At 58.8% G+C, this 22,808-nt stretch carries 21 protein-coding genes; 7 read left to right on the top strand and 14 right to left on the bottom strand.

Going from position 1 to position 22,808, the window contains the following annotated elements; all coding sequences use genetic code 11:
- Window positions 1-367 precede the first annotated feature (367 nt).
- Together hpaR and ACR0NO_RS18010 are read right to left on the bottom strand one after the other, a co-directional pair.
- Entirely contained in the window at window positions 368-802 is a 435-nt protein-coding gene (hpaR, locus tag ACR0NO_RS18015; protein ID WP_480724941.1) for a homoprotocatechuate degradation operon regulator HpaR, read from the bottom strand.
- 99 nt (window positions 803-901) lie between these two features.
- Entirely contained in the window at window positions 902-2,044 is a 1,143-nt protein-coding gene (locus tag ACR0NO_RS18010) for a DUF3095 domain-containing protein (RefSeq protein ID WP_480724940.1), read from the bottom strand.
- A gap of 141 nt (window positions 2,045-2,185) precedes the next feature.
- Between ACR0NO_RS18010 and ACR0NO_RS18005 the strand changes: the two genes are divergently transcribed.
- The 4 genes from ACR0NO_RS18005 to ACR0NO_RS17990 all read left to right on the top strand — a co-directional run bounded on the left by ACR0NO_RS18005 (window position 2,186) and on the right by ACR0NO_RS17990 (window position 7,530).
- Window positions 2,186-3,358: an MFS transporter gene (locus tag ACR0NO_RS18005; RefSeq protein ID WP_480724968.1), complete on the top strand. Its 1,173-nt coding sequence runs from the start codon at window positions 2,186-2,188 to the stop codon at window positions 3,356-3,358.
- A gap of 21 nt (window positions 3,359-3,379) precedes the next feature.
- Entirely contained in the window at window positions 3,380-4,411 is a 1,032-nt protein-coding gene (locus ACR0NO_RS18000) for a glycosyltransferase family 4 protein (protein WP_480724939.1), read from the top strand.
- A 103-nt stretch (window positions 4,412-4,514) separates the two neighbouring features.
- On the top strand, window positions 4,515-5,537 hold the full coding sequence (locus tag ACR0NO_RS17995) for an aspartate-semialdehyde dehydrogenase (protein WP_170479916.1): 1,023 nt from the start codon (window positions 4,515-4,517) through the stop codon (window positions 5,535-5,537).
- Window positions 5,538-5,697: 160 nt separating this feature from the next.
- On the top strand, window positions 5,698-7,530 hold the full coding sequence (locus ACR0NO_RS17990; protein ID WP_480724938.1) for an amidohydrolase: 1,833 nt from the start codon (window positions 5,698-5,700) through the stop codon (window positions 7,528-7,530).
- 21 nt (window positions 7,531-7,551) lie between these two features.
- Here the strand turns inward: ACR0NO_RS17990 and ACR0NO_RS17985 are convergent, their stop codons facing one another.
- Together ACR0NO_RS17985 and ACR0NO_RS17980 are read right to left on the bottom strand one after the other, a co-directional pair.
- The gene (locus ACR0NO_RS17985; RefSeq protein WP_480724937.1) at window positions 7,552-8,088 is read right to left on the bottom strand and encodes an SRPBCC family protein; all 537 of its coding nucleotides are present in this window, start codon (window positions 8,086-8,088) and stop codon (window positions 7,552-7,554) included.
- Window positions 8,089-8,172: 84 nt separating this feature from the next.
- Window positions 8,173-8,823 (bottom strand): carbonic anhydrase, encoded by a 651-nt coding sequence (locus tag ACR0NO_RS17980; protein WP_170380271.1) that lies wholly within the window; start codon window positions 8,821-8,823, stop codon window positions 8,173-8,175.
- Between the two features lie 144 nt (window positions 8,824-8,967).
- Between ACR0NO_RS17980 and ACR0NO_RS17975 the strand changes: the two genes are divergently transcribed.
- The 3 genes from ACR0NO_RS17975 (at window position 8,968) to ACR0NO_RS17965 (ending at window position 11,682) form a co-directional block, all read left to right on the top strand.
- The gene (locus ACR0NO_RS17975; RefSeq protein ID WP_480724967.1) at window positions 8,968-9,357 is read left to right on the top strand and encodes a hypothetical protein; all 390 of its coding nucleotides are present in this window, start codon (window positions 8,968-8,970) and stop codon (window positions 9,355-9,357) included.
- A gap of 64 nt (window positions 9,358-9,421) precedes the next feature.
- The gene (locus ACR0NO_RS17970; protein WP_480724936.1) at window positions 9,422-10,804 is read left to right on the top strand and encodes a leucyl aminopeptidase family protein; all 1,383 of its coding nucleotides are present in this window, start codon (window positions 9,422-9,424) and stop codon (window positions 10,802-10,804) included.
- On the top strand, window positions 10,801-11,682 hold the full coding sequence (locus ACR0NO_RS17965; RefSeq protein WP_480724935.1) for a C40 family peptidase: 882 nt from the start codon (window positions 10,801-10,803) through the stop codon (window positions 11,680-11,682). The genes ACR0NO_RS17970 and ACR0NO_RS17965 overlap by 4 nt, the downstream gene beginning before the upstream one ends.
- 3 nt (window positions 11,683-11,685) lie before the next feature.
- On the opposite strand, the gene ACR0NO_RS17960 is transcribed toward ACR0NO_RS17965, so the two are convergent.
- The 10 genes from ACR0NO_RS17960 to ACR0NO_RS17915 all read right to left on the bottom strand — a co-directional run bounded on the left by ACR0NO_RS17960 (window position 11,686) and on the right by ACR0NO_RS17915 (window position 22,589).
- Window positions 11,686-12,036: a DUF2794 domain-containing protein gene (locus ACR0NO_RS17960; RefSeq protein WP_170765084.1), complete on the bottom strand. Its 351-nt coding sequence runs from the start codon at window positions 12,034-12,036 to the stop codon at window positions 11,686-11,688.
- A gap of 73 nt (window positions 12,037-12,109) precedes the next feature.
- Window positions 12,110-13,774 carry an ABC transporter permease gene (locus ACR0NO_RS17955; RefSeq protein WP_480724934.1) on the bottom strand — a complete coding sequence of 555 codons (1,665 nt, stop codon included), beginning with the start codon at window positions 13,772-13,774 and terminating at the stop codon, window positions 12,110-12,112.
- A 115-nt stretch (window positions 13,775-13,889) separates the two neighbouring features.
- Window positions 13,890-15,107 (bottom strand): phenylacetate--CoA ligase family protein, encoded by a 1,218-nt coding sequence (locus ACR0NO_RS17950; protein ID WP_480724965.1) that lies wholly within the window; start codon window positions 15,105-15,107, stop codon window positions 13,890-13,892.
- Window positions 15,108-15,126: 19 nt separating this feature from the next.
- Complete coding sequence (locus ACR0NO_RS17945) at window positions 15,127-15,960, bottom strand: ABC transporter ATP-binding protein (RefSeq protein WP_170380267.1); 834 nt, start codon at window positions 15,958-15,960, stop codon at window positions 15,127-15,129.
- Between the two features lie 72 nt (window positions 15,961-16,032).
- Entirely contained in the window at window positions 16,033-17,316 is a 1,284-nt protein-coding gene (locus ACR0NO_RS17940) for an ABC transporter substrate-binding protein (RefSeq protein WP_170380266.1), read from the bottom strand.
- Window positions 17,317-17,391: 75 nt separating this feature from the next.
- Complete coding sequence (locus ACR0NO_RS17935; RefSeq protein WP_170380265.1) at window positions 17,392-18,468, bottom strand: branched-chain amino acid ABC transporter permease; 1,077 nt, start codon at window positions 18,466-18,468, stop codon at window positions 17,392-17,394.
- Window positions 18,469-18,471: 3 nt separating this feature from the next.
- Window positions 18,472-18,729, bottom strand: a complete 258-nt coding sequence (locus ACR0NO_RS17930; protein ID WP_170380264.1) for a hypothetical protein — start codon at window positions 18,727-18,729, stop codon at window positions 18,472-18,474.
- Window positions 18,730-18,731: 2 nt separating this feature from the next.
- Window positions 18,732-19,718: a branched-chain amino acid ABC transporter permease gene (locus tag ACR0NO_RS17925; RefSeq protein WP_170462900.1), complete on the bottom strand. Its 987-nt coding sequence runs from the start codon at window positions 19,716-19,718 to the stop codon at window positions 18,732-18,734.
- A 29-nt stretch (window positions 19,719-19,747) separates the two neighbouring features.
- Window positions 19,748-20,566, bottom strand: a complete 819-nt coding sequence (locus tag ACR0NO_RS17920; RefSeq protein WP_170380262.1) for an ABC transporter ATP-binding protein — start codon at window positions 20,564-20,566, stop codon at window positions 19,748-19,750.
- Window positions 20,567-20,645: 79 nt separating this feature from the next.
- Window positions 20,646-22,589, bottom strand: coding sequence for an AMP-binding protein (locus ACR0NO_RS17915; protein WP_480724964.1), 1,944 nt, complete (start codon window positions 22,587-22,589; stop codon window positions 20,646-20,648).
- Between the last annotated feature and the right edge of the window lie 219 nt (window positions 22,590-22,808).

Below are 22,808 nucleotides of genomic sequence, written 5' to 3'. Positions count from 1 at the left end.
AATCGCGCTAGATCGCCAAGTAGAGTTGAGAATTGATGGCACCCCCACCACCTGCCCGGCACAGAAGTTCTGCCGGAAAGATCAATACGACTGAAGTGACCTGAAGATACCTCTTGCGGACGCCTCAACATGTCGGCATTGGGACGTGAACGTATCGGAGACGGCAGGCGAACACGCCCATCCCCCTGGGAGTTTCGCCCGTGTTAGACCCTGTTTTTGGGGCAGACGCGCCTTCCGACACGTGGGCCGGGCCGTCGGGTAAGACGACACGCAACGGCCTTGGGCCAGGCACAGAATCCAACCCGGGTCTGGCCACCCCGCCGGAGAATTCCCCCTACCTTCTCCGGCGGGGTATTAACTCAGCGACTCACTCTTCGAAATTTTTAAGCTCGTTGAGGATATCGAGAAGCGTTTCATGCTTTTCGGGCCCAAGATGCGCGCGCATGCGATCGGCCTGTTGAACAATGCCCGTCAGATTGTCCTGAATGATCTGTTCCCCCTTCGCGGTGATCTCGACGATCTGACGTCGTCGATCCTTGGGGTGACAGCGGCGCTTGATTAAGCCCTTTTCTTCCAGTTTTTGCAAGATGCGCGTCAGGCTGGGCAACAACAGGCAGGCCCGTTCCGAGATATCAGTCGGTTCGCTTGCACCTTCTTCTTTCAGCAAGCGTAGCACGCGCCACTGCTGCTCGGTCACCCCGGCATCAATCAGCAGTTTGCGAATAGGACCCATCACCCGTTCACGGGCGCGCAACAACGCGATGGGAAGGGATCGCGACACCAAGGGGAGTTGATCGGACATGCTGAATCATCGCTGAAAAAGCAGAAGGTCTCAAGCCACCTAGAGAGGAAAGACCTATAAGCCACTGATAAATATCAATTTAAAGCCAATAGTGGCAAGCTACACCCGCATCGCCTCGGCGGCTTTTGCATATCCACCCGAAGCCCCATCCACGAAATGCACATGATCGTCCCGCATGGCTGAGGGGACGAAGCAGGTCATCATCGCCTCATCCTGCACGTGCAGGCCGTAGCGAATTTTGCCGCGACCACGGGCTTCATCCAGCATACGCTGGAGGCGGTCCAACGTGGCAGGGTCACAGTCCAGCGTCATTTTCAAGCCATCGTCAAATTTGCGGTAATCCGCGTTTTGGCTGACCATCCGCCGATAGTGGCCGGGTTCGAACTGCCCCAACCGCTTGCCCGTCAGAAATAACAGGGCGATCAACAGGTTCTGCCCGAGCAGCTTCAGTTTTTGCGCAAACAGATTGCCCCCCGCGCGCGAGACATGGGCATCCAAACCTACGTCCGGCGGCGGCCATGTCATCGGAGGGCCGTTTTCCGGAACCGGATGCCCAGAACGATCCAGTTCGGCGGCCATGGTGACAACAGATTGCGCCAAATCCGCGAAATCCCTCTCTGTCGCTTGGGCCGTCGGCTGCACCACGACCGAGACGATTTGGCCATGCTGTGCAGGACTGTTGGACCAGCGGCAGGACAGGCCGGTCAGGTTTGGCTGCGCGTTGAGCGCGGCGGGGTCGACTGAATAGTACCCGGATTTCATCTGCGCCTCGGCCCAGGCCAGGCCTCCGCCCGAGAACATAGCATAGTCCACCCCGGTGGACGGGGCGTAGCGGGCCACCCTCAGGTCCTTTCCAGCTTTGCGTAGTTCGGCCACTGGAACGAGGGCCGCGCGCAACGGCATCTCAAACTCCTCTTCCGCCCAGCGCCGTAGGGTTGCCAACGCTCCAGCCGCGATATCGGCCGCACTGGGGGGCACAGCAAAGCCTGCCCCATCGCCACCAAAGACATAAGGAAAAGGCTTGTTTTCCAATGCGTTGATCATGGCCGAGATCACTGCAGCGCCGACCATGTTGACGGTTTTGTACCGCCCCCGCGCGATCTGCGCGGTCGAATCCACAATGTCGGCAACACCCACAACCCAATCGTCCGGAACCGAGGCAAACTGCGCCGGATCCGACAGAAGGGTAAAATCGCGCCAAAGCGGCAGGGACTCGTAAAAATCTGAATGGAGGTCTTTCATCGTCCCCCCTTTGTTCCAATTGGAGGTTAAGTTAGCCCGAATGTGATCGCTGTCCTCCCCTTGCAACATAGTACACGTGCTTGTGCGTTTTGCCACGGCGTGCCAATCAGGGCGGTGGAAATGCGCAGGAAAGGGCCGTTCATGCAGGCAGGTTTGGTTGTACTATGTCTGGCTTATGTCCTGAGCCAGTTTTTTCGCGCGTTCCTTGCCGTTCTCAGCCTTGATCTGGCGCGTGATATCGGTGCCTCGCCCGAGGATCTGGCCTTTGCTTCGGGCCTGTGGTTTCTGGTCTTTGCCGCGATGCAGCTGCCGGTGGGCTGGGCGCTGGATCGTATTGGACCACGGCTCAGCGCATCCGTCCTGCTGCTGATAGGCGGGGCTGGAGGGGCGCTTGTTTTTGCCGCCGCCAGCAGCCCGCTGCATGTCAGCATTGCGATGGCTCTGATCGGCATTGGCTGTTCACCGGTTCTGATGGCCTCGTACTTCATCTTTGCACGCGAGTATCCTCCGGCTCGGTTTGCTACGCTGGCGGCGCTAATGCTGGGCGTCGGGTCGGTTGGCAATCTGGTTGCGTCCTACCCAACGGCGCTTGCGGTCGAATTGATGGGCTGGCGCGCCACGATGGTTGGGTTGGCGGTTCTGTCCGCCGCCATCGCCTTGGGCATCTGGTTCAGCGTGCGTGATCCGAGAAAGGTCGAGACCGACCACAAAGGATCTTTGCTGGACTTGCTGAAAGAGCCTGCCTTGTGGCTCATCCTGCCCTTGATGCTGGTCGCTTACGCTCCGGCGGCTGCACTGCGCGGGCTTTGGGCGGGGCCATACCTGAACGATGTGTTCAGCCTGACCACCACGCAGATCGGCACGGCCACGCTGGTAATGGGAACCGCGATGATCGCGGGGACTTTTGTCTACGGCCCGTTGGACCGCCTTTTGGGCACCCGCAAATGGGTGATTGTCGGCGGCAATGTCCTCTGCGCGGTCGCGCTTGGTCTTTTGTGCCTGTGGGTCGATAGCGCTGTCTGGGTGTCGGTCGTGATGTTGTCGCTGATCGGGTTTCTGGGCGCGAGCTTTCCAGTCATCATGGCCCATGGCCGAGCCTTCATCCCGCCGCATCTGACTGGGCGCGGCGTGACCTTGTTGAACCTTTTCGGCATCGGCGGCGTAGGGCTTGCGCAATTTGCCACCGGGCAGATTCACGCCGCTTTTTCCGACGTCAGCCCCACGGCTCCGTACACGGCGATATTCGGCTTTTTCGCGGTGACCCTTGCTATTGGATGCGTGATCTATCTATTCAGCCGGGATAGCGTCGACTGACGCAACGATCAGGAGAGCCCGGTGAAAGACCCCGTCGTCATTGCCCCCAATCTCAAACGCAGGCTTTCGGGCGTGACCGCAACGATTGCGCGGCTGGTCCCTTTGCAGGCGCACCAGATCGACATCGCCGCTACCGGGCCGGGCCTACCCGCTGACATCCCGCATATCCCGCTGGGCCACCTGCCTTTCCTGTCCCGTCGCACGTTGCGAGTCTGGCACGCGCGCCGCAATACCGAGATGCTACTCGGCCTAATCCTGCGCAATGTGTTCCGGTTGAAGTTGAAGCTGCTCTTTACTAGCGCTTCGCAACGGGCGCACACAGGCTACACCAAATGGCTGATCGACAAGATGGACGCGATTGTCGCGACCTCGCGCAAGACCGCAGGCTATCTGGAACGGGACGCGCAGGTGATCATGCATGGCATCAACCTAGACGACTTTACTCCGCCTGAGGACAAAGCCGCCCTTCGCGCTCAGCTGCGGCTGCCGGACGGCTTGCTGCTTGGCTGTTACGGACGCATCCGCCATCAAAAAGGCACGGACGCTTTCGTCGACGCCATGATTGATCTGTGCGCCAGATCCCAAGATGTCTCGGGCATCGTCATGGGCCGCGCGACGGAAAAACACACGGGTTTTCTGGCCGAATTGAAAGACAAGGTTGCCAAGGCGGGCCTGTCGGACCGTATCCTCTTTATGCCCGAGGTGACGGTTGACCAGATTGCCGAATGGTATCAGGTACTGGACCTGTTCATCGCCCCCCAACGGTGGGAGGGCTTCGGTCTCACCCCGCTTGAGGCTATGGCCTGCGGCGTGCCCGTTGTCGCAACCGATGTCGGCGCGTTTTCCGAGATCGTGACCAACCCGTCTCTGGGCCGGGTGGTGGCCCCCGGTGACATCCCAGCACTGGCCAATGCGGCCGCAGAAATGCTGGAAAACCGTGATTCCCTGTCTCAGGCCGGACAGGCCGCCCGCGCCCATGTCGAGCAGAATTTCGACATCAACGGCGAGGCACAGACCCTCGTGGCCCTCTACAAGCGCCTGCTAAACGCGTGAAGCGCCTCAAATCGACGTCATTCGCTAAAATACATTGCGAAAGCTCTTTTGTCCCGACGGCAACGCGGCTATGAACGCGCGTCCTTAACTTTGGAGACATGAAATGGGCTATCGCGTCGTCGTCGTCGGCGCCACAGGTAATGTGGGCCGCGAAATGCTGAACATCCTGGCGGAACGCCAGTTCCCCGTGGACGAAATTGCCGTGCTGGCAAGCCGTCGTTCGCTGGGTACTGAGGTGACATTTGGCGACAAGACACTCACGACTAAAGACTTGGATACCTTTGATTTCACCGGCTGGGATATGGCCCTGTTCGCCGTGGGCTCTGCGGCGACCAAGGATTATGCGCCCAAGGCCGCTGCGGCGGACTGCGTGGTGATCGACAACTCGTCGCTCTATCGCTACGACCCCGAGATCCCGCTGATCGTGCCCGAGTGCAACCCGCAGGCGATCCACGACTACAAGAACAAGAACATCATCGCCAACCCCAACTGCTCGACCGCGCAGATGGTCGTCGCGCTGAAGCCGCTGCATGACCGCGCCAAGATCAAACGCGTTGTTGTCTCGACCTACCAGTCGGTGTCCGGTGCAGGCAAAGAGGGCATGGACGAGCTGTGGGAACAGACCAAGGCCGTCTACAACCCGATCAACGAGGTTGAGCCGAAGAAGTTCCAGAAGCAGATCGCCTTCAACGTCATCCCTCAAATCGACGTCTTCATGGAAGACGGCTCGACCAAGGAAGAGTGGAAGATGGTTGTCGAGACCAAAAAGATCGTCGATCCGTCGATCAAGGTCACGGCCACCTGCGTCCGCGTGCCTGTGTTCGTCGGCCACTCCGAGGCCGTGAACATCGAGTTCGAAGAATTTCTGGACGAGGATGAGGCCCGCGATATCCTGCGCGAAGCGCCGGGCATCATGGTGATCGACAAGCGTGAGGCTGGCGGCTACGTTTCGCCCACCGAATGCGTAGGTGATTTCGCAACCTTCATCAGCCGCATCCGTCAGGACTCGACCGTTGAAAACGGCATCAACCTGTGGTGCGTCTCGGACAACCTGCGCAAAGGTGCCGCCCTGAACGCGGTTCAGATCGCCGAGCTTTTGGGCCGTGAGGTTCTGAAAAAGGGCTGACGTCTGAATTGATATTCTTCGCAAGGGGCCGTTTCGTCAGAAGCGGCCCTTTTTCTTTGCGTTTGCTCAGCCATGATCCCGTTCAAGACAAAGGACAGACACAGCAATCCGTGCTAAGTTGCATTCATAGCCTTAAGAAAACCATCCAAAGGGTTTCACGATGCGCATTTTTTCTGTTCCTTTCATAATACTCGCCGCTCTTTCTCCGCTGTCCGCGAAATCACAGGAGATCGCCGATACGATCTATTCCGGCGGTCCCATTCTGACGATCAATGATGAGCAGCCCTCGGCCGAGGCCGTGGCGGTCCGGGATGGCCGCATTCTGGCGGTTGGATCGCTTGCCGATATGGCCGCGCATCAAGGCGATGGGACCACAGCGTTTGATCTGGCAGGGCGCGCAATGTTGCCTGGATTTGTCGACAGCCACGGGCACGTTGTGATGGGCGGGCTGCAAGCCTTGTCGGCCAACATGCTAGCACCTCCGGACGGAGAGGTGACAGATATCGCCAGCCTTCAGGCCACTCTGACAGCTTGGGCCGAGGCAAATTCCGAAGCCGTAGAAAACGCGAACATGATCATTGGCTTTGGGTATGACAATGCGCAACTGGCCGAGCTTCGGCATCCCACGCGCCAAGATCTAGACGCCGTATCCACCACCGTACCCGTTGTGATCATCCACCAATCCGGACATTTGGGTGTTGGCAACTCAAAGGCACTGGAACTGGCGGGCATCACTGCCGAATCCGAGGCACCACCAGGCGGCGTTATCCAGCGGGATGAAAACGGCGAACCTAACGGAGTACTAGAAGAATACGCGTTTTTCGCTTTGTTAGTGCCTCTTCTTGGTGATCTGGGCGAAGACGGTCTGGCTGAATTTGCTCGAGCCGGCAGCGCGCTTTGGGCGCGGTTCGGATACACCACCGGGCAAGAGGGCCGGTCATCCGGCGAGATCGTCGAGGTGCTGAAAAAGGTTGGAGCCGATGGCGAACTGCCCATTGACGTGGTTGCCTTTCCCGACGTTCTGGAGGCACAAGACTACATCGGCAGCAATGTCTCAGAGGATTACACGGATAGGGTCCGCGTGGGCGGCTGCAAGCTGACCATTGATGGCTCACCCCAGGGTTTCACGGCGCTGCGCGACCGTCCCTACTACGATCCGGTTGGCTCTTACCCCGCAGGCTATGCCGGCTATTCCGCGATCACGATGGAGCAGCTTCAGGGCGCTGTGAACTGGTGCTATGAGAACGGCATTCAGATCCTGGTGCATTCCAATGGCGAAGGCGCATCGGATATGCTGATCGCCGCTCTGGAAGAAGCTCAAATGAAATACGGCGACCCCGGAAACCGCCCGGTGCTGATCCATGGCCAGTTTCTGCGCGAGGATCAGGTCGCCAGTTTCAAGCGCTTGGGCGTTTTCCCATCTGTCTTTCCCATGCACACGTTTTATTGGGGAGACTGGCATCGCGACCATACCGTCGGCCCGATCAACGGTGAGAATATCTCGCCGACCGGATGGATACGAGAGCGTGAAATGATGTTCGGAACGCATCACGATGCGCCTGTCGCTTTGCCCGACAGCATGCGTGTTCTAGCCGCAACAGTGACGCGACGTACCCGGTCAGGCGACATCCTTGGACCGCATCAACGTGTCGATGTCATGACCGCGCTCAAGGCCATGACGATTTGGCCCGCATGGCAGCATTTCGAAGAGGATCAGAAGGGCTCGATCGAGGTTGGGAAGGTCGCCGACTTCGTAATTCTTTCGGACGATCCGACGGCGGTGGACCCCGAAACCCTGGCCGAGCTTCAGGTTCTGGTGACCGTGAAGAACGATACAGTTGTCTACGAGGCTGAAGACGGCATCCGAGAAGGAAAGCTGGACGTCTCACCCTTCACTAGCGATCCGGTTGTGGCACATACCTTCCTGCACGCAATTTACCAGGGGATGAAAGTCGAACAGCCTTGGCTGGCGACGGAGCCAAAACGCAATTAAAGGGCGTCTCCGAGGGCAGGGCTATCCCTGCCCTTCCACCAAAACCTTGAGGTTCATCAGACCGCGCTCATAGTCTGGGCCTAGCCACCGGTCCATCATGACCCCCATCCAACGAGACATCGGGTTCATGCCAAACTCGGATTCGAAGCCCCATGTAACCTGTGTCTGATCCCCATCGGGCTGCAGGAGGAAGGCGGCCGAGGCTGTTCCCATCGGACCGAAATCAAGCGCGGTCTGGACGCTTTGGTTCGCAACACTTTCGACGATTTCTTGCGATCCGGTGCCGACCTGCGGGTCGTCAGAGCTCCAGTTCAAAACATTCCCAACCCCCGACTCCGGCCCGGAATAGGTCAGCTTGGTCTCGGGGTCGCGGTGCAACCAGGGTGACCAATGCTCGGTCTGCTGCATCGAGTTCACATAGGGAAAGACTGCCTCGGGTGCGGCGTTGATGGTGATGCTGCGGGATACTTCGGCTTTTGAGGGCAGCAAATACGCAACGCCGACCAGCGCCAGCACAAGAACGATCAGGCCAAGAAAAACGCGTTTAATCAATTTCATAATATGCTCCAAAGGGTAATTCCCTTGTCCGGAGCATATCATAGAAAATTGGATGGAACCGCCGCTTAACGCGAAACCGCGACGTCAGACCGGAACGAACTTTTTCTGATAGGGGTCGAAACACTCCAACCCGCCCGCGCCGATATCTGTCCAAAGCCCGTGCAGGCTGAGCGTGTCGTTCTTGACCGCGTCGGAAACAAAAGGGAACGTCATCAGATTTTCCAGCGACGCAACGACGGCCTGACGTTCAAACTGGCGGGCCTGCTCGACGCCATCTTCGATATCCGCAACCTGTTCATACTTGGGCTTGAGGATATCCATCCAACGGCCAACAAAGCTTTCTTTTGCTTCCAGCTGCGGAGCTTCACCCTTGCACATGTCGATACAGCCCTGCACCCCACCGCATTGCGAATGACCAAGCACGATCAGATGCGCCACTTTCAACGCGGTCACCGCATATTCGATGGCTGCACTGGTCCCGTGGTGATCCCCATCCGGGGCGTAAGGGGGCACCAGGTTGGCAATGTTGCGGTGAATGAAGAACTCACCCTGATCGGCACCGAAGATCGCGGTCACATGAACCCGGCTGTCGCAACAGCAAATCACCATCGCACGTGGGCGCTGCCCCTCATCCGCCAAACGCCGATACCAGACCTGATTTTCGGAATAGGTCGTCGCTTTCCAGCCGTGATACCGTTTCACCAGATAGGTCGGCAAAGGTTTGGCTAAATCCATTTCGGCATTCCCGTCTTTCGTTGCGTAGGCTGCTGTAAACCGAATTCAAGAAAAATTCGAGCCATTATCCAAATTCATCGCAAGGTTTTGCAAAGGAATTGACAGCAAGGATCAATGCCACGCCGTGGGGGCGACGAAACTAGGGTGAATGTGGTGGAAAACATACTCAGGCTTGAACACAAGGAAACCGTGCGACTGGATCCGGATCGCCTCAGCGGGCTGTACCGGCAATTGGGCGACAAGAACGCGTTGGACGTGCTGTGCCGCACGGTCGAGGAACTGGCCGTGCGCTTGTCGAATTGCGAACGGTATTGGCGGCAGCGCGATTGGGAGGCATTGCGCAAATGCTCCAAATCGCTGGTGGCGATCGCCGATCAGATCGGAATGACGGCGCTGGCGCGGGTTGCGGGTGATGTCACCGGTACTGTGGATGCTGGTGATGCTGTTGCAGCAGGTGCAACGTTGGGGCGGTTGATCCGGGTTGGAGAGCGCTCTCTGACCGCGATCTGGGATCAGCAGGACCTTTCGGTGTGACGGGGGTTGCGGGCAGGCCGCAGGCGGATAGTCTGGTCGCAAATTCACTCAGCCCGAGACGACTATGACCCTCAGCTTTGCCCAACCCTCTGACAACTCTGTGCCCCTGAATGTGGTGGCGCAACCTGATCTGGACGATTGGCTGGCCGGTCAGTCCGATAACATCCGAAATTGGGTTACAGCGAACGGGTTCAAGGGCGCGCTGGGTCAAGTCTTGACGGTGCCAAGCACGGACGGCGGTGCGGGGTTTGCGCTGGCCGGATACGGGACCGAGGGCAAGCGCGCCCGCAAGCGGTTCCCTCTGGCCGCTGCAGCGGATGCACTGCCCGAAGGCAGCTATCACATCGCGGCGGGCGTCCCGGCGGAGCATCTGGAGATGGAGTGTCTGGGCTGGTTGTTGACCGGCTATGCCTTTGATCGTTATGCGTCTCAATCCGCCGCCAAAGCGCGTCTGGTTGCCCCTGAGGGCGTTGATGCCGCACGGTTGGAGGTACTGGCAAATGCCGAGGCGCTGACCCGCGATCTGGTCAATACACCAGCCTCCGATATGGGGCCGGATCAACTGCAAGCAGCAGCCGAGGCGCTGGCGGACGAATTCGGGGCCAACTGCAAAACGATCACCGGCGACGCGCTTCTGAAACAGAACTTCCCGTTGATCCATACGGTTGGGCGCGCCGCAGATCAGGCCCCGCGACTGATCGAGATTAATTGGGGCGCAGCCGGACCGACGTTGACGCTTGTAGGCAAGGGTGTGTGTTTCGATACCGGCGGGCTGAACCTGAAACCGGGCGCGTCGATGGGTCTGATGAAAAAGGACATGGGGGGTGCCGCCAATGCTCTGGGCCTTGCCCGGATGATCATGGCGCTGAACCTGCAGCTACAGCTGCGGGTGCTGATCCCGGCGGTTGAGAATGCGGTGGCTGGAAACGCCTTCCGTCCCGGAGATATCCTAACCTCTCGTAAGGGTTTGACGGTCGAGATCAACAACACCGATGCGGAGGGACGGCTGGTTTTAGCCGATGCGCTGGCGCTGGCGGATGAGGGGAAACCGGACCTCGTGATCTCGATGGCAACCCTGACAGGCGCGGCGCGCGTGGCCGTGGGGCCCGATCTGGCGCCGTTCTATACCGATGACGACCGCGCCGCCGGGGCGCTGAGCAAAGCTGCCGCCCAAGCCGCTGATCCGGTCTGGCGCATGCCGTTTCACACACCCTATGAGACGATGATCGAACCCGGTATCGCCGATCTGGACAACGCGCCCTCGGGCGGTTTCGCAGGGTCGATCACCGCAGCCCTGTTCCTGCGCCGTTTTGTCGAGGACAGCAGCTACATGCATTTCGACATCTATTCCTGGCAGCCCAGCAAACAACCGGGTCGCAGTAAGGGAGGGCTGGGGCAAGGCCCACGCGCCCTACTGACCGCACTGCCCGAGATTTTGGGCCTATGACCGATCGCAGGCTTCTACCCTTCAACGGTCGGGTCGCGCATTCTTCGCTGAAAGGTCAGGTCGAGGCCGAGGTTTTTAAAGACGGCGAACCCTTTCGGATTCAAAGGTTTGTGCAGGACATTCTGGACGTACCCAATGGCACTCGTCAGTGCCAAATGGTGTCCGGAGAGGTCTTCGTCATTCTCGACAAGACGGACGATTCTCTGTTCGGATACCGCGAGAAAGACGGCTATGTCGGATGGATCAGGCCCGGAATTCAAAAGCGCCCGATTGAGCCGACCCATCGGATTCGCGTACCCAGAGCGGTCTCGTTGGAACACCCTGATGTGACCAAAAACGCGAATGAGAGGATTCTACCTTTCGGAACACTCGTTGAATACTGGCCGCGCCGTGACCCGGACCGAGAGAACGCAATGCGATCAACCGGCTGGGTTTGCGTGAAGGAGGAGGGTTACGTCCCGACGGCTCGGTATATTCGCGAAACGCAGCTGGCCGAATTGGACTGGATGGCGTCAGATCCTGTGACGGTCGCAGAACAATTTCTTACGACCCCGTACCTTTATGGCGGTGACACGGGGCTTGGGATTGATTGTTCTGGCCTGGTTCAGATTGCGTATCAGTCCTGCGGAATGGCCTGCCCGCGCGATAGTGACATGCAATCCAGGTTTTTCAAGCCGATCTTGAAACCTGACCTGCGTCGAGGCGATCTGGTGTTTTGGAAAGGTCATGTGGGCATGATGCTGGATCAAGATACGCTTTTGCATTCAAACGCATATCACATGGCCGTCGCGAAAGAGCCTCTGGAGGAGGCCATCGCGCGTATCGGTCAAAAGGAATTCGGCGCCGTGACTGGCTACGGGCGGCATCCGGAGCTTTAGGCTCTAATCCGGGGAGACTGAGCGGATCAGCTTGCGCTCGAGCACCCTCAGAACCGTGCGCAGGTCGTGGCCGCGTTTCAGGATCCGTCCGTCCATCCCTACCACGGAATACATCCCCTGCTTTTGGCGCAGACGGGGATACTTTTCGATCCGGTAGATGGGATGCTCGGCGGTCCGTCGGAAAATCGAAAAGATCGCCATGTCGCGCAGGTTGGAAATTCCGTAGTCGCGCCATTCTCCGGCGGCGACCATCTTGCCATAGACGGACAGGATATGGGACATCTCGCGCCGGTCGAACGCGACGGGCATCTGGGCCGAGTTTGTAGGGAACCGGCTGGGAGGCTGCATGTTCATACTCCAAGCCTTGCCGGAAAACGCGGCTGAATCAAGCCCGATGCGCAAGCGGGCCACAATTCGTCAACAGGTGTTACCGCCGTCCGACTTGTCGGCAGATCAGGATCACAGGCAGCAACCCAACGGCCAGAATGACCAAGGATGGTACCGCCGCCCCCTCGAGCCGCTCGTCCGAGGCCAGCCTATAGGCCTGTACCGCCAGCGTATCAAAGTTGAAGGGACGCATGATCAGCGTTGCGGGCAGTTCTTTCATCACGTCGACAAAGACGATCAACAAGGCCGTCAGCAACGAAGGCGTCAGGATCGGCAGATGCACCCGCCTGAGTGTTCCCAGAGGCGTTTGCCCCAAGGATCGGGCCGCAGCATCCATATTGGCGTGAACCGTACTCTGCCCGCCTTCATAGGCACTTAGAGCCGCCGCAAGGAACCGCACCATATAGGCCGCCACCAGCAGCCAGATGGACCCCGTTACCAGCAGGCCCGTCGAGACATCAAATGTCGCGCGCATCCACGCGTCCAGCGCATTGTCAAAGCTAGCAAAAGGCACCAGCAGACCAACCGCGATCACCCCACCCGGCACCGCATAGCCCAGCCTCGCGATATAACCCGCGATGGTCGAGGGCCGCCCCGGCCTCAAGCGCTGAAAGAACCCAACACTGACGGCCGCAATAACTGTGATGACAGCAGCCGTCCCGGCAAGGGTCAGCGAGTTCTGAATGAAGCCGAGGTAGCGGGGCGACAGCAGGTTCTGCTCGGATTTCAACCCCATCTCGAACAGAACGGCCACCGGCAGGAGGAACCCGAAAAACACGGGAATGGCGCAGAGGGCAAAGGCACCGATCGCGCGCCATCCGGTCAGTTGCGCCGCGGGCAGAGCTGCATGTTGCTTGCCCGCTTGATAATACTTAGCCTTGCCGCGCCGCGTGCGTTCAGCCACAGCCAACACAAGCGCGAAGGTCAGCAAGCACAAGGCCAGTTGCGCAGCCCCGGCGCGATCACCCAGCGAAAACCAACTGGTATAAATGCCCGTGGCGAAGGTCTGGACACCGAAATACGAGACGGTTCCGAAATCGGCGATGGTCTCCATGATCGCCAAAAGAACGCCTCCGGCAATGGCAGGACGCGCCATCGGCAGCGAGACCCGCCGAAACGCCAGCCAGGGGCTGTTTCCCAATGCCCGTGCCGCCAGAAAGGCGGTGGCGCTCTGTTGCAGGAACGCTGCCCGCGCCAGCAGGTAAACATAGGGGTATAGCACCAGCGTCAGCATCACCGCCGCGCCCTCGGTCGAGCGGATTTCTGGGAACCAGTAGTCGCGCGGCCCCCAACCCGTCACATCGCGCAGCGTGGCCTGCACGATACCGGGATGATCCAGTATGAACGTGTAGGCATAGGCCAAAACGTAGGCGGGGAAGGCCAACGGCAGGACCAGCGCGATCTCCAACAGGCGTACTCCAGGGAACCGCGTCATCGTCACCAGCCACGCGGCCCCGGTCCCGATGCTGAACGTGCCCATGGCCACCAGAACCACCAATATGGCGGTGGTCATCGTGTAGCGCGGCAATACGGTTTCTGCGAGGTGCGAGATGGTTTCCGTGCCACCGGTCAGCGCTGCCAGAACCACCGCAACCATCGGCAAGAGGCATGCCGCCGCTACGACATAGGCAATACCCGCCAACAACCGCGTGCCACGCACGCCGCGGTTTCGTGATCCATTTTCAGAATATTCGATCTGGGCCATTTTCCGGGCTTGTAAGGGACGAGGGCGTCCTCTTTCTCGACTAAAACGCTAGGAAACGCCAGTGCCCAGAGCAACAAATCTAGCAACAAATCTGCGGCATCAAAAGCCGCAGATATCAGTCATAGACGCGCTGATCCTCGATCACCAGGCCATCCTTGGGCAAGGACCCGGGGGCCACAACCTCAATCGCGCCTTTCAGCTTCAGCACTTCGGCCACGGATTTCGCATAAGCCATGTCATCGCCACCAGCGCTTTCGATCTGGACGGTCATTGTGTCCATCTCACCCTGACGGGCCGCAATCACGCGGGCTTTGACGATCTCGGCATGTTTGTCGACCAGCGCGGCCACCTGCTCGGGCCGGACGAACATGCCCTTGATCTTGGTGGTCTGATCGGCACGCCCCATCCATCCCATGATCCGAGCGTTCGTACGACCGCAAGGCGACTGACCCGGCATAATGGCCGACAGGTCACCGGTCGCAAACCGGATCAGCGGGTAATCTGGGTTGAGAGAGGTCACCACGACCTCGCCAACCTCACCAGTCGCAACCGGAGTTCCGGTGCCAGGGGTGACGATTTCGACGATGACGTGTTCGTCCAAAATCATCCCCTCCATCGCGGCGCTCTCATAGGCGATATTGCCCAGATCGGCCGTGGCATAACATTGCAGACAGGCAATGCCGCGATCCGCGTATTCCTGCCGCAACGAGGGGAACAGCGCGCCCCCACCCACAGCGGCCTTTGAGAAACTCAGCGCAACGCCCATGGCATCGGCCTTGTCCAGAATGACCTTCAGATAGTCCGGCGTGCCCGCGTAGGCCGTGCATCCAACGTCGCGAGCCGCGGTCACCTGCAGCTCGGTCTGGCCGGTTCCGGCAGGCAGAACAGCCGCGCCAACCGCACGTGCGCCGTTTTCAAAGATCATGCCCGCAGGCGTCAGGTGATAGCCGAAGCAATTCTGAACAATGTCGCCCGCGCCGACACCGGCAGCGTTCAGGAACCGGCCCATGCGCCACCAATCGTGGTCTGTGCTGCCCGGCTCATAGATCGGGCCGGGGGATTGGAACACATGGTGAAAGTGCCGCGCCGGTTTGACTGTAAAGCCGCCAAAGGGCGGGCGCTCTCCTTGCGCGCGGGTCAGGTCCGACTTGCGCAGCACCGGTAGCATGGGCAGGTCTTCGGCCGTTTTCACCGTATTAGTGTCTGTTTCAGCGAAATGCGCCATGAACCCCGGCGCAGACCGCGCCCGCTCCAGTTGCGCCTGCAGCGCCACCGCCTGATCCGAGGCGCGCTGATCCGCCGAGCGCGTTTCAAGTGCGTCGAAATAGGTCATCGCCATATCCTCCATCAGATCACAACCACCGCTTGCGGCGGCGGTACGAGCGCACATCGCGAAAGCTTTTGCGGCCTTCGTCCGACATGCCGAGGTAGAATTCCTTCACATCCGGGTTCTCACGCAGCTCGGCAGCGGGGCCATCCATCACCACGCGGCCGGATTCCAGAATGTAGCCGTAATGCGCAAACCTGAGCGCCACATTGGTGTTCTGTTCGGCCAACAGGAACGAGACGCCCTCTTTCTCGTTCAGATCTCTTACAATGCCGAAAATCTCTTCGACCAGCTGCGGGGCAAGCCCCATCGAGGGTTCGTCCAGCAGGATCGTCTCGGGCCGTGACATCAGCGCGCGGCCCATCGCGACCATCTGCTGTTCCCCGCCCGAGGTATAGCCCGCCTGACTTTTGCGGCGCTCTTTCAAACGTGGGAAGTAGTTGTAGACCAGCTCCAGATCGCTCTGGATCGCGGCATTGCCGTCCTTGCGGGTATAGGCCCCGGTCAGCAGGTTTTCCTCGACCGTGAGGTGTTCGAAACAGTGGCGGCCTTCCATCACCTGAATGACGCCTTTTTCCACCAGATCCGCCGGGTCGCTTTCATGCACGCTTTGGCCGCGATACTTGATCGAGCCCTTGGTGACCTCACCCCGTTCGGAATGCAGCAGGTTCGACACGGCCTTGAGCGTCGTGGTCTTGCCCGCACCATTCCCCCCAAGCAGCGCCGTGATGCCGCCTTTGGGAACCGTTAGGCTGACGCCCTTCAGCACGAGGATCACGTGATTGTAGATCACCTCGATATTGTTGACCTCAAGCAGGGTTTCCGCCTGCACATCCGTGGTTTGGGCCGCATCCAGCATCAGCGCCTATCCTCGTTCGCGTGTTCGGGTCAGGGCGGCAGCAAACCGCCGCCCCGCTTGGTTCAGAGCGCTTTAGTTGCAGCGCGTTTCGATATTGTTTTCAGCCGCATAAGCCGCCGAGTCTTCTGCGATCAGAGCATTGATGACTTCGGCATCTGTCGGTTTGAAGTCCTGAACCGGGTTCCAGGTTCCGGCTGCTGCATCCCACTGGACCACACCCACAAGACCGGGGCCGCCATGGTTTTCACATGAAACCGAGAATTCCGGTCCGAAACCGACCATGCCCAAACCTTCCATCTTGGCATTTGTAATTTCCAACGCCTCCATGCCATCGCGCATCATCGACGCGTCGATCTCGGCCGTGCCGTGCATTTCCTGAGCAGTCTTTACCGCCTCAGCCGCCAACATCGCAGCATAGAGACCGCGGTTATACTGAACCGTACCCAGTTGATCGCCTGCACCTGCGGCTTTACCGGCATCGACGACGTATTTCTGCAGATCGTCATAGACCGGATAGTCCATACCTAGGCCCGTGAAGGTCAGCGCCTTGTAGCCGGTTGCTTTTTCACCCGCGGGCTCGACATCGAATTCAGCACCTGACCACCAGACGCCAATGAAGTTCTCCATCGGAAAGCGAATGTTGGCCGCTTCCTGAACCGCAACTTGGTTCATGACGCCCCAGCCCCACATGATCACAAAATCGGGCTTTTCGCGGCGGATTTGCAGCCACTGCGACTTCTGCTCCTGACCTGGGTGGTCGACAGGCAGCAGAGACAGCTCGTAGCCGTGCTTTTCGGCCAGCGTTTCCAGTGTGCGGATCGGCTCTTTGCCGTAGGCAGAGTTGTGGTACACCAACGCGATTTTCTTGCCGCTCAGGTCTCCGCCGTTTTCATCCAGCAGATAGTTGATCGCGCCCGAAGCTCCGTTCCAGTAGTTGGCCGGATAATTGAACACGTGGCTGAACACCTCGCCATTCGCAGCTGAGGTCCGGCCATATCCCATCGTGTGCAGGGGGATGCCATCTGCCGTCACTTTCGGGATCAGCTGATAGGTAATCCCAGTGGAGAGTGGCTGATAGACCAGCGCACCTTCGCCCTTGGTCGATTCATAGCATTCCACACCTTTTTCAGTGTTATAGCCGGTTTCGCATTCGATAACCTTGGCTGGAACACCCCCGATGCCGCCATCGCGTTCATTCAGCAAGGTGAAATAGTCGGCGTAACCGTCGGCAAACGGAATACCGCCTGCCGCGTAGGGACCCGTCCGGTAGCTGAGCGACGGGAACACAAGGTCGGCCATGACCGGACCTGCGGCCATCACGGCGCCCAGCGCCAGGGTTGCCAGTTTCTTGTTCATCGGGTGTCTCCTCCCTTGATTGATCCGATGGTGGTTTCGGGCGTTTGCACCCGTCTTTTTTGATTGGGCCTGTCCCTAGTGCGGGAACGGCCAGAGTCTGAGTTTCTCCTTGGCGACACGCCACAGCTGCGCCAGCCCGTGCGGTTCGAGGATCAGGAACATGATGATCAGCCCGCCAACGATCACGAGGTTCAGGTGCGCCACGATGTCCGTGGGCCAACCCAGCAGGTCTACGCCGATCAGCTTCAGCACGACTGGCAACAGCACAAGGAAAGCAGCCCCCGCAAAGGATCCAAAAATAGACCCTAATCCGCCGATAATGACCATGAAGAGCACGAGGAATGATTTCTGGATGCCAAAGACCTCACCGACTTCGACTGCGCCCAGATAGACCGCAAAGAACAGCGCCCCTGCGATGCCGACGAAGAATGAACTGACGGCAAAGGCGGTCAGTTTGGCCTTGAGGGGGTTCACGCCAATGATCTCGGCAGCGATATCCATGTCGCGGATTGCCATCCAGGTCCGGCCCGTGGTGCCCCGCGTCAGGTTGCGCGCAAGGATGGCGCAGACGGTCAGGAAGATTAGGCAGAACAGATAGGTCGCCCATGCCGGAGCATTCGGGCCGGTGATGATGATGCCAAACACATCCCGTTCCGGCGCGTTGATCTGTCCCGAAGCCGAGTAGTTGTAGAACCATGGCACCCGGTTAAAGAGCCACACCAGGAAGAACTGCGCCGCCAGCGTCGCCACGGCCAGATAGAAACCCTTGATCCTGAGGCTCGGCAAGCCGAACAACACGCCAACAAAGGCCGTGATACCTCCGGCAAGGATAACGTGGATGAACATGCTGACATCCGGGAAAGCAGTCATCAGCTTGTAGCAGGCATAGGCACCCACAGCCATGAACCCCCCGGTGCCCAGCGAGACTTGCCCGCAATAACCCACAAGGATGTTCAGCCCGATCGCCGCGATGGCATAGATCAGAAAGGGCAGCAGCAGCGCGTTGGCCCAATAGTCGTTGATGATGAAGGGAATGATCCCGAACGCCACCGCCAGCACGACATAGTAGCGGTACCGGTCAAACTTGATCGGGAAAGTCTGGCTGTCAGCAATGTACGAGGTTTTGAAATCCCCGGCCTCACGATAGAACATGTCTTACTTTCCCCATTCTTCCTGCGCCCGGTTCCGGGCCGCGGCGTCCAATTGGTTTGAGCCCTTGGCGTATCCGCTCGCCTCAGACGCGCGGACCAGTTTCAAATAGGCCAGAACGCCCATGATCAGACCCGCAAAAGCCAGGATTGCCGCGATAGTGAGCTGGCCTTCGGACAGATCGTCCGAGGTGAGGGCGATATACCCAAACGCCCAGAACCCGGCCCATGCGATGACGTTGATGATGGCGATCAGCTTGGTCATCGCTACACCCTCTCGATGATCTTCTCGCCGAACAGGCCCTGAGGACGGAACACGAGGAAGATCAGCGCCAGCACGTAGGCAAACCAGTTCTCTGTCGCGCCGCCCAGCGCAGGTCCCAAGGCGAATTCGAACAGCTTCTCACCCACGCCGATGATCAGCCCGCCGACGATGGCTCCGGGGATCGAGGTGAAGCCGCCCAGCATCAGCACCGGCAGCGCCTTGAGCGCGATCAGCGACAGCGAGAACTGCACGCCAGACTTGGTGCCCCACATGATCCCCGCGACCAGAGCGACGAAGCCGGCCACCGACCAGACCATGACCCATATGAAGTTCAGCGAAATCCCGACCGACAGCGCTGCCTGATGGTCATCCGCCACGGCGCGCATCGCCCGACCCTGTTTGGTGTACTGGCTGAACGCAACCAGAGCTGCCACCAGAAGCGCCGCGATGATCGTCGCCACAATGTCCAGATTGTCGATGAAGAAGCCATAGTCGAAGATGTTATACGTCGTCTCATCAATCCACAGGTTGATGCCCTGGGGCAGACCCACATCCAGCGTCTTGATCTCAGACCCCCACATCAGGTCGGCAACACCCTCAAGGAAGTAAGCCAAACCAATGGTGGCCATGAACAGAATGATCGGCTCCTGCCCGACCAGATGTCGCATGACGAAGCGCTGCACCGCCCAGGCCAGCAACACCATCACCGCCATGGTCAAAAGGATCGCCAATAGTGCGGGCACATTCCAGCCAAAGTAGTGGATATGCGTCCCGAAAATCGCGTTGATCAGATGCGCAAAGGGCACCTGGCCCTTCATGATCCCGACCAGCGTCATCGCAGCAAAAAGGGCCATAACCCCCTGGGCATAATTAAAAATCCCCGACGCCTTGTAGATCAGCACAAAGCCCAGCGCGACCAGCGCATAAAGCACCCCGGCCATCAGACCGTTGAGGATGACCTCCATCGCAAATACGAGTTGTTCAGGCATAGGTGCCTCCCCAATTTACTACCCCGATGTCAGTCATGGCTGACCCCCAGATAGGCGTCGATGACCTCTTGGTTGTTGCGCACCTCGTCGGGTGTGCCGTCACCAATTTTCTTGCCGTAATCCATCACGACGACCCGGTCGCTCAGGTCCATCACCACGCCCATGTCGTGCTCGATCAGAGCGATGGTGGTGCCAAATTCATCATTCACATCGAGGATGAAGCGGCTCATATCCTCTTTCTCTTCGACGTTCATGCCCGCCATGGGTTCATCCAGCAGCAGCAGCTTCGGCTCCGCCGCCAAAGCGCGCGCCAGTTCCACCCGCTTTTTCAACCCGTAAGGCAGGCGCGACACAGGCGTCTTGCGGATGTGCTGGATCTCGAGGAAATCGATAATCCGCTCAACCGCCTCACGATTTTCGGTCTCTTCCGCTTCGGCCTTCCCCTTCCACCAAGCCTGTTGAAGGATATTGGTCTTCATAAAGCTCAGACGCCCAGTCATGACGTTGTCCAGAACGCTCATGCCTTCGAACAGGGCGATGTTCTGGAAAGTCCGCGCAATCCCCTGCTGCGCTACCTCAAACGGCCGCATCGGAGGACGCTTGGAGCCGTGGAACCAAACCTCCCCCTCCTGCGGGACATAAAACCCCGAGATCACATTCAACATCGAGGACTTGCCCGCGCCGTTCGGTCCGATAATGGCGCGAATTTCGCCCTCGCGAATATCGAACGAGATATCCTTGATCGCCACCACGCCACCAAATCGCAGGGTGATGTTCTTCATCTCCATCACCACACCGCCGATTTTGCGGCCGTCTTCGGTGACATATCCTTCGGAATTATCCAGCATCAGCCTCTCCCAGACTTACGCGAAAACGGGACGGCGGGCGGGGCGATGACCGCAGGTCGAGCGGCGCTCGAACGGCCCATCATTCCGCCGCAACCTTGTGCTGCGCGACCGACACAACCGGCGCATCTACGATCTCAAGCGTCGCTGAAATCGACCCTTTGCGCCCATCCTCATAGGTTACTTCGGTCGTCGTTGAAACGCTCGAGGACCCGTCATAAAGCGCGGCGATAATGTCGTGGAACTTGTCTTCTACAAAACCGCGCCGCACCTTGCGGGTCCGGGTCATCTCGCCATCATCGGCATCCAGTTCCTTATGCAGAACCACAAAGCGATGCACCTGACAGCCCGATAGCATCTCATCCGCAGCGACCGATTTGTTAACCTCTTCCACGTGGGCCTTAATCGTCTCTAACACACGCGGATGTCCCGCCAGTTCCTGGTAGGACGCGTAAGCCACGTTGTTGCGCTCGGCCCAGTTTCCGACCGCCGTCAGGTCGATATTGATGAAGGCCACGCAGCGATCCTTGCCGTTCCCGAACAGAACGACTTCAAGAATATCGGGATAGAATTTCAGCTTGTTCTCGACATATTTCGGCGCGAACATCGACCCGTCAGCCATTTTGCCCACATCCTTGGCGCGGTCGATGATCCGTAGATGGCCCGAGCTTTCCTCAATGAACCCGGCATCCCCGGTCGCAACCCAACCCTCAGCATCCTTGGTCGAGGCCGTTGAGTCCGGGTTGTTGTAGTATTCAACAAATACACCGGGTGAGCGGTAGTGGATCTCGCCGCTCTCGTCGATTTTCAACTCAACCGCAGGGGCCGGAACGCCGACCGTATCTGCGCGCACCTCGCCATCCGGCTGCTGAGTGATAAAAACGGTTGCTTCGGTCTGACCATAGAGCTGTTTGAGGTTGATACCCAAAGAGCGATAGAAATCAAAGATTTCCGGCCCGATAGCTTCACCCGCGGTATAGCCTACGCGGAACCGTCCGTATCCAAGCGTATCCTTCAGCGGGCCATAAACCAGCATATTGCCCAGCGCGTATTTCAGCTTGTCGCCAAAGCCCACCGGCTTGCCGTCCAGCAACAGACCACCGACTTTCTTGGCATGCGCCATGAAGTGATTGAACATATTGCGCTTCAGCTTGCCCGCATCCTCCATCCGGATCATCACATTGGTCAATTGGGTTTCGAACACACGCGGAGGGGCAAAGAAATAGGTCGGTCCGATCTCGCGCAGGTCCGTCATCATTGTGTCGGCGCTCTCGGGGCAGTTCACGCAGAAGCCGCACCAATAGGCCTGACCGATCGAGAAAATGAAATCGCCCACCCAGGCCATCGGCAGGTAAGACAGAATGTCTTCGTTCCGGGTCAGATGATCGAACTCGGCCGAGTTCTTTGCACTTTCAATGACATTCCGGTTCGACAGCACCACACCCTTGGGCTTGCCCGTCGTGCCCGAGGTATAGAGCATCACACAGGTATCGTCATAGGTGATCGCCGCGATACGCTTGTCCAGCTCGGTATCGAACCGCGCATGCCCAGCGCTGCCTTCGGCCATAATGTCTTCAAGCGCGTTCATCTGAGAGTGGTCATACTTCCGCATCCCGCGCTTGTCGGTATAGAGGATGTGTTTGACCTGATGCAGGTTTTCTTGAATCTCGATGACCTTATCGACTTGCTCCTGATCGCCGCAGACGACAAATTTCGCGCCGCAATGTTCCAGCACATAGGCCATCTCTTCGGCGACCGAGTCCTGATACAGAGGCACCGGAACCGCGCCCACCATCTGAGCAGCCACCATCGACCAGTAATGCGCCGGACGGTTGCGACCGATGACAGCGATGTGGTCGCCTTTCTCAACGCCCAACTCCAGGAATCCAAGCGCGATAGCACGGATTTCCTTGGCGGCTTCCGCCCAGGTCCAGCATTGCCAGATCCCGAATTCCTTTTCCCGATAAGCCGGGGTATCCCCGAACTCTGTCGCATTGCGATGTAGCAGCGCCGGAAGGGACTGCATCCCCTCAGCGCCCGACTGCGTCTGAGCCAATCTCTTTCTCCTCCCCACCCGACCCCTCCCCGGGTCGGAAATGGCGGGTCCGGGATGGTGCCCGAACGCCAATGCCCCGATTAGGGACAGGCGGAGGATCAGCGTCAAGTTTTGCCTGATGTTTTCTCAATTCTTACGAATTGTAACAGGGTCAGACGGACTCGTTTCGTCCAATCGAACATGCGCTCT

This window comes from Ruegeria sp. CL3 (genome assembly GCF_056536505.1).
The sequence above is the reverse complement of the archived record's forward strand: the minus strand, read 5'-3'. Positions and strand labels throughout refer to the sequence as shown.